The 6,430-nt window shown below is 38.7% G+C and carries 3 protein-coding genes; all 3 read left to right on the top strand.

Translation table 11 applies throughout. The features are described from left to right. The first annotated feature begins 274 nt into the window (after positions 1-274). The gene (locus tag K1X82_14265) at positions 275-2,074 is read left to right on the top strand and encodes a prolyl oligopeptidase family serine peptidase (GenBank protein MBX7183272.1); all 1,800 of its coding nucleotides are present in this window, start codon (positions 275-277) and stop codon (positions 2,072-2,074) included. Positions 2,075-2,110: 36 nt separating this feature from the next. Beyond that, the gene (gene lnt, locus K1X82_14260; GenBank protein MBX7183271.1) at positions 2,111-3,712 is read left to right on the top strand and encodes an apolipoprotein N-acyltransferase; all 1,602 of its coding nucleotides are present in this window, start codon (positions 2,111-2,113) and stop codon (positions 3,710-3,712) included. Positions 3,713-4,303: 591 nt separating this feature from the next. Further along, positions 4,304-6,430, top strand: a 2,127-nt coding sequence (locus tag K1X82_14255) for a hypothetical protein (GenBank protein ID MBX7183270.1), incomplete at its 3' end; no start/stop codon positions are given.

Here is a 6,430-nt window from a genome sequence, read left to right as displayed (position 1 = left end):
TTAAGGCTTCTAAGACAACTTCGGTCTTGAAGCTGTTTGTGAATTTTCTTCGTTCGCGTTTCATTTTGGAAAATTAGGAATTTGTTGTCTTGTTTCAACTTGTCCAGTTTTTCCCGACCACTACAAAGAGGAACTGAATTCCTATTTTAAGAATTATAAATTTCAGAAAAAATTATTTGATGTTTATAGGAATGTAAGTGCCAGTAAATCCTATCATTATATACAAAAAGGAGATTATTTTTTTAAGATTATTAGAAATGGTAAGTTACTGGTGATGTGTAAATCGCCCAATGATGAAGAAAAAAAAATAGTATTTAATACGAATGATTTAGGCGTAATTTCAGGATTTGAACCAGAAATTGAGGAACTTTTTATTTCTGGAGACCAATCCCTGTTGGCGATAAAAATCAAATTGGTTGATGCCAAAATTTATTCTATTCGGATTTTGGATTTGAAGAAGTTGGAAGTTTTGAAGGATAAGATTGACTTCCTGTATAACCCAAGTGTTTTTTGGTATAAGAAAGGCTTTTTTTATACCAAATTTTTTGAATTGAAAGGAAGGAAACTAGTGGAAGAGAAACGCCAAACTCGGGTTATGTATCACCGAATAAAGTCCAATTCGAAAAATGATGTACAAGTTTATCTCAATGCCGACCTGTATTATCCTTATCAATTTAAAATGTTCCTGGATGAACCAACCTCCAGGCTTTTCATTGGCGATAATATCCTATACCAAGGTAAGAAACTATTTGGGATTTATTCCATGAACTGTGATTCAATAACCAATCCACAACTTTCATTAATTTATTTAAATCAGATTAAATTTGATCAAAGTCTGGATATTTTGGGTTCTAATGGCAAGGAGATATTACTTAGGACAAGTAAGGGATCTCCCACTTTTTCCATAATCGCCATCGATCCGGAAATGGGTTTGAATCAAGGTAGGGTAGTTGTACCAGCCAATGTTATGGTTCTTAAGGAGGCTTTGTTTTCCAACAATAGAATTTTTGGATTGTATTATTTTAAAGGAAGCTACTCCATATTGGTGATGGATTTTGAAGGGAAGTTGGTCAATATGCTTAATTTTCCTGTTGGTTATAAGATTTCCGACTTAAAAAGTGGGCAAGGGGAAGATTATATTAGTTTAAGGGTTACCTCATTTAATTTGCCTGAATCTACTTATTTAATTAATCAGAATACCTTGGAAGGTTCCTGGTTGGCACCAAGTCAGATTCACTTCTCTAACAAGGAATACCACACTGATTATGAGGAATATTATTCCTACGATAGCTTGAAAATTCCGATGTATATCTGTTACAAGGATAGTTTGAAAAGAGATGGGAATGCTCCGGTTTTGTTGTATGGTTACGGAGGGTTTGGGTTTGATTCTGATCCATTTTTTGATGAATTACATACAACCTGGATGGAGTTAGGAGGTGTTTTGGCATTTCCTGCTATTCGGGGTGGAGCCGATTTGGGATTGGATTGGTATGAATCAACCAAGGGCAAGAAAAAGAACACCTGTATAAATGATTTTATATATGCGGCTGAATATTTGATTAAAACCGGTGTAACTAGAAATGAAAGACTTGCAATTAGTGGTGGTTCACATGGAGGATGGTTAGTAAATATGGTAGCAAATCGCCGACCGGAACTTATGAAGGCCGTAATTTCCGATGTGGGCGTCTCTGATTTATTGGTCACGCAATCAGATACCACCTGGTTTATTATTCAGGAAGAGTTTGGCAAACTCGAAACAGAAGAGGATGTAAAATTCCTGATGGAGATTTCACCTATTTATACCATTGATAAGCAGAAAGTCTATCCTTCAGTTTTATTCCAAACTGCTCTTAATGATTTAAATGTTAATTATTTGCAAGTTTTGAAATATAGAGAAGCCTTGAAGCAAAACCCTGTCAATACCAATCCCAACCTTTTGATTTATAATGCAGATGGAGATCACTTCGGCGCCAATAATTACCTTAAATTTGTTGAGGATGAAATAAAGAAGCTTCAATTTTTAATTGTTCAACTGGGAATGGATAACCTTTATAGTCTGTATAAAAAGAAATAAGAAAAGGTACATTGCTCCTATTCCTATCTTCGCTCCGTGAAAACTTATTCTCTTTACCTGCTTTCGGTACTATCAGGAATTCTGCTTTCCCTTGCCTGGCCTCACAATGGTTTTGCTCCGCTTATTTTTATAGCTTTTGTCCCTCTCTTACGCGTCGAACAACATTTTCTCACTAAGCAGGGGGTTTCTTCCTGGAATGTCTTTGGGCATAGTTACATCACTTTCCTTATCTGGAACGTGCTAACAACCTATTGGGTTTATTATTCCACCGCCTTCGGTGGTATTATGGCCTTTTCCCTCAATTCCCTCTTCATGGCTTTCTTTTTTGCTATGTTTCATGCAGTTCGCAAAAGACTTGGAACAATCATAGGTTATACTGCTTTGATCTGTTTCTGGATGAGCTACGAATTCCTTCACCAAGACTGGGATTTGTCATGGACCTGGCTCATTCTCGGAAATGCTTTCTCTGAATATTTTCAATGGATACAATGGTATGAATTTACCGGCTTTATGGGTGGAACGGTTTGGGTTTGGTTGGTAAATATATTGGTTGTTCAAGGTCTGAATTCTTCAACAAATTGGCTGCCAAATCCTAGCCTTTTCCGCATGAAATACCTCCTAGCCGCCCTGGCATTGGTTCTAATCCCAATTGGCATTTCTTATGCCCTATTTTATTCCTATTCTGAAAAGTCAAACCCGGTCGAGGTGGTTGTAGTACAACCTAATATCGACCCGTATAACGAAAAATTTGATGGGATGACAGCTCAAGAACAACTCATTAAATTGCTAAAATTGGGTGAATCTCAAATAACTCCGCAAACCCAATACCTGGTCGGACCAGAAACGGCACTTATCGAAGGAATCATCGAAAATGATATCGAATCCTATGAAAGTATTAAAATGATTCGACGTTTTATTAAGGCCTATCCCCAGGTTAAAGTGGTGGTAGGGATTTCTTCCTACCGAAAATATGGAACCAATGAAAAACTTTCCAATACTGCGAGGACCTCGAAATCAGGTGATTCCTACGATGCCTACAATACGGCTTCACAAATTGATTCCAGTCGCAAAATTCAAATTTACCACAAATCAAAGTTGGTTCCGGGTGTGGAAAAAATGCCTTTCCCTAAATTGTTAAAACCTCTCGAAGAAATTGCTTTTAACCTGGGTGGAATGAGCGGTAGCCTGGGCGTTCAAGACGAGCGTACCGTGTTTTCCAATCCCTCCAATGTCGCACAAAAAATCGCCCCCGTGGTTTGTTACGAATCCATCTACGGCGAATACGTAGGCGAGTATGTTAAAAATGGTGCAGGCTTAATTTTTATCATTACTAACGATGGCTGGTGGGGCGATTCTCCAGGGTATAAACAACATTGTAGTTATGCCCGTCTTCGTGCTATCGAACATCGCCGAAGTGTGGCCCGATCGGCAAATACTGGCACTTCTTGTTTCATTAATCAAAAGGGTGAAATTACCCAAGCAACTCCTTTTTGGAAACCCGCTGTAATAAAGGCCTCTATCAATCAAAATCAGGAGTTGACTTTCTATACCAAACATGGCGATTATTTGGCAAAGGCTAGCCTTATTCTATCTCTCCTGATTGTCTTAATGCTTTTGGGTAAGATGATTAAGTTTTAATTGTATTATGCGGGCCCCTTTTTGCCACTAAGAGTTTGCTAAGTCCTAGTTTTATTAACGGCAAAAAGGTCACGCTTTCGGCTGTAGTCCTCGTCCAGCTCGGCTACCGCCATCGCTGTCCTGTGGGCTACTTGCCTCAATCGTTGCCCGATGGTGCAAGCCCATTTAGCCCATTTCAACCCAAAATCTGCATCATAAATCGTTAGGAGGCTTAGAAATACAATTAACCCAAAATTCTCAAAAGAAATTTTTAACTACGTTTTAAGACAAGTGTTAGTAGGTTTTCTAGTAATCTTAGTTGGTATTTCTAATATGTAATTTTAGCTTAATCTCCTGCCAATTTGGGTTAGTTGTCCGCTGGTTTAGTCCTCTTATTTGGTTTGATGTAATACTCCAATGGGTTGGGTTTGAAGTATGTTTTTAAGTCACGGTTGGGATTTTTTATCAATATTTCTGAGCTGGTAAAGGTCTTAACTCAGCACTTCCTTTTTGGAATTTTGATTGTTAAAAATTCAGGAAAATACCCTTCTTGTCAGTTTGGTTTTTGGCCTATATTCGCAAACTTTAGGAAAAAAATAAGTGGCTCCCAAAATGAGGAAATTAGGAAGGTGTTTGTTGTTGTTAGCCCATGTTTTGCTGTGGCAATTGTCTATGGCTCAAACCAACTTTGAAAGCGAAGCAGATTTAATAAAACAAGCCAATAAGTTATTCAACGCCGGTGATTATCAAAACAGTCAACCGTTGTTCTCTCAATTATTGTCTAATCACCCAAACGATGCAGACTACCTCTTTAAATTCGGTACTTGCTTGTTGTTTAATGATTCAGATAAAGAACGCTGTTTGAAATACCTTGAAGGTGCCTGTAAAACCCCTACAGTTGATTCCAGAGCTTTTTACTTTCTGGCAAAAAACCTTCACCTGCTTTATAAATTTGATGAAGCTATCCAAACGTTGGATGTGTATAAATCAAAACTCGCTCCCGGACAAGTTGACCCCTTAAATGCGGCTTGGTTGCAGGAACGCTGCCGAAGGGCCAAAATGTTCTACCTGCCTGGAAAATCCTTGTCTCCTCTTTCAGCTAATGAAAGCCTGGAAGCCGAATTTTACCGACAATTTGACCTTAGTTCTCTTAAAGCACGAGTAATTCCGGTTCCTCAAAATTTTAAATCTGAACTGGATATTAAGCGGAATTTTAATTCTTTCATGGTGGTTGGACCCGAGTTTCAAACAGTTTATTATTCCAGCTACGGGGAAAAGGATATTACAGGTAAAGATATCTATTGCAGAAAAAAATTGCCCATAGGCGAGTGGGGATTGCCAATTTTACTTGATAACAACGTAAACTCCCCTTACGACGAAGATTTTCCTTTCTTTTCAGAAAAGAGCCAAACACTTTACTTTACCTCTAACTCCGGTTCTTCTATGGGTGGTACCGATATTTTTAAATCATTTTATAGTGATGAGAAAGGAAGTTTTTCCCCTCCAATCAATATGGAATCTCCGGTGAACTCCCCAGATGAGGATTTTTTCTATGTCACCGACCTAATGGAAGATTTTGCCTGGTTTGCATCTAAACGTGAATCTAAGCCGGGTTATACCAAGGTTTATAAAATCCAAGGACCAGAAAATGTTAAGAATATGGTGTTCATCAAAGGGGAATTTAAAGACCTTAAAGACGCCTCAAAAAAGAGAATTTCGGTTAGGGTTTTTGAAAAAGAAACTGGGGAATTGCTAGGCGTTTATAACTCGAACGCTAGCACAGGTGAATACCTCATCATCATTCCGGCCGGAAAAAATTTAACCCTAAGTTATGAACCTGTAGGAGCCGCCCCACAAGCGTTTGACCTTTCAACTAATAATGCCATGGGTAATATGACCTTTACTCAAGAGGTTCAATTTGAAAAGGTAGATAATGGGGAACGAATTAAAGTGTTGGAAGATAAAGGCCTTGGCCCTAAAAATAAAGAAAAGGATGGTTTCCTAACTACCGAACAAGCGCTCAGCCTGTTAGTAGATAGAAAAGAAAATCCAGGTAAATTTCTTGGTTCGGCATATAGTGATTTATCGGTAACAGCTAAATTAAAAAATAATCAGGTAAATTCAAAACCAACCGAAACATCCAATGCGGAAAAGCTAGCCTTGGAGAATGAAAAAGCAGCAAAAGAGGCTAAATTAAAAGCCGAACAAGAAAAATTACTGAAGGAAAAGGCCGAATTGTTGAAGCAAATCTCTGATAAGGCCAAAGCCGATTCCATCCAAACAGCTCAGAAGCTAGCCTTGGAGAAAGCCAAAGCAGAGGAAGCCAGTAAGAAAGCAGAAGAAGCTCGTCTAGCCAAAGAAAAAGCCAAAGCTGATTCCATCCAAACGGCTCAAAAACTAGCCTTGGAAAAAGCCAAAGCAGAGGAGGCGAAGAAGAAAGCGGAAGAAGCTCGTCTAGCCAAAGAAAAAACCAAAGCTGATTCGATTCAAACGGCTCAAAAACTAGCCTTGGAAAAAGCCAAAGCAGAGGAAGCAAAGAAGAAAGCAGAAGAAGCTCGCCTAGCCTTGGAAAAAGCCAAAGCAGATTCTATTCAAACGGCTCAAAAACTAGCCTTGGAGAAAGCCAAAGCAGAGGAAGCGAAGAAGAAAGCAGAAGAAGCTCGTCTGGCTAAGGAAAAAGCCAAAGCTGATTCCATCCAAACGGCTCAAAAACTAGCCTTGGAGAAAGCCAAAGCAGAG

The sequence above is a fragment of the Bacteroidia bacterium genome (genome assembly GCA_019695265.1).
Taxonomy (GTDB): Bacteria; Bacteroidota; Bacteroidia; order JAIBAJ01; family JAIBAJ01; genus JAIBAJ01.
The sequence above is the reverse complement of the archived record's forward strand: the minus strand, read 5'-3'. Positions and strand labels throughout refer to the sequence as shown.

Excerpts from the sequence above, each read along its gene's own strand:
- K1X82_14265 (MBX7183272.1), top strand. The coding sequence starts at position 275 with ATGTGTAAATCGCCCAATGATGAAGAAAAAAAAATAGTATTTAATACG.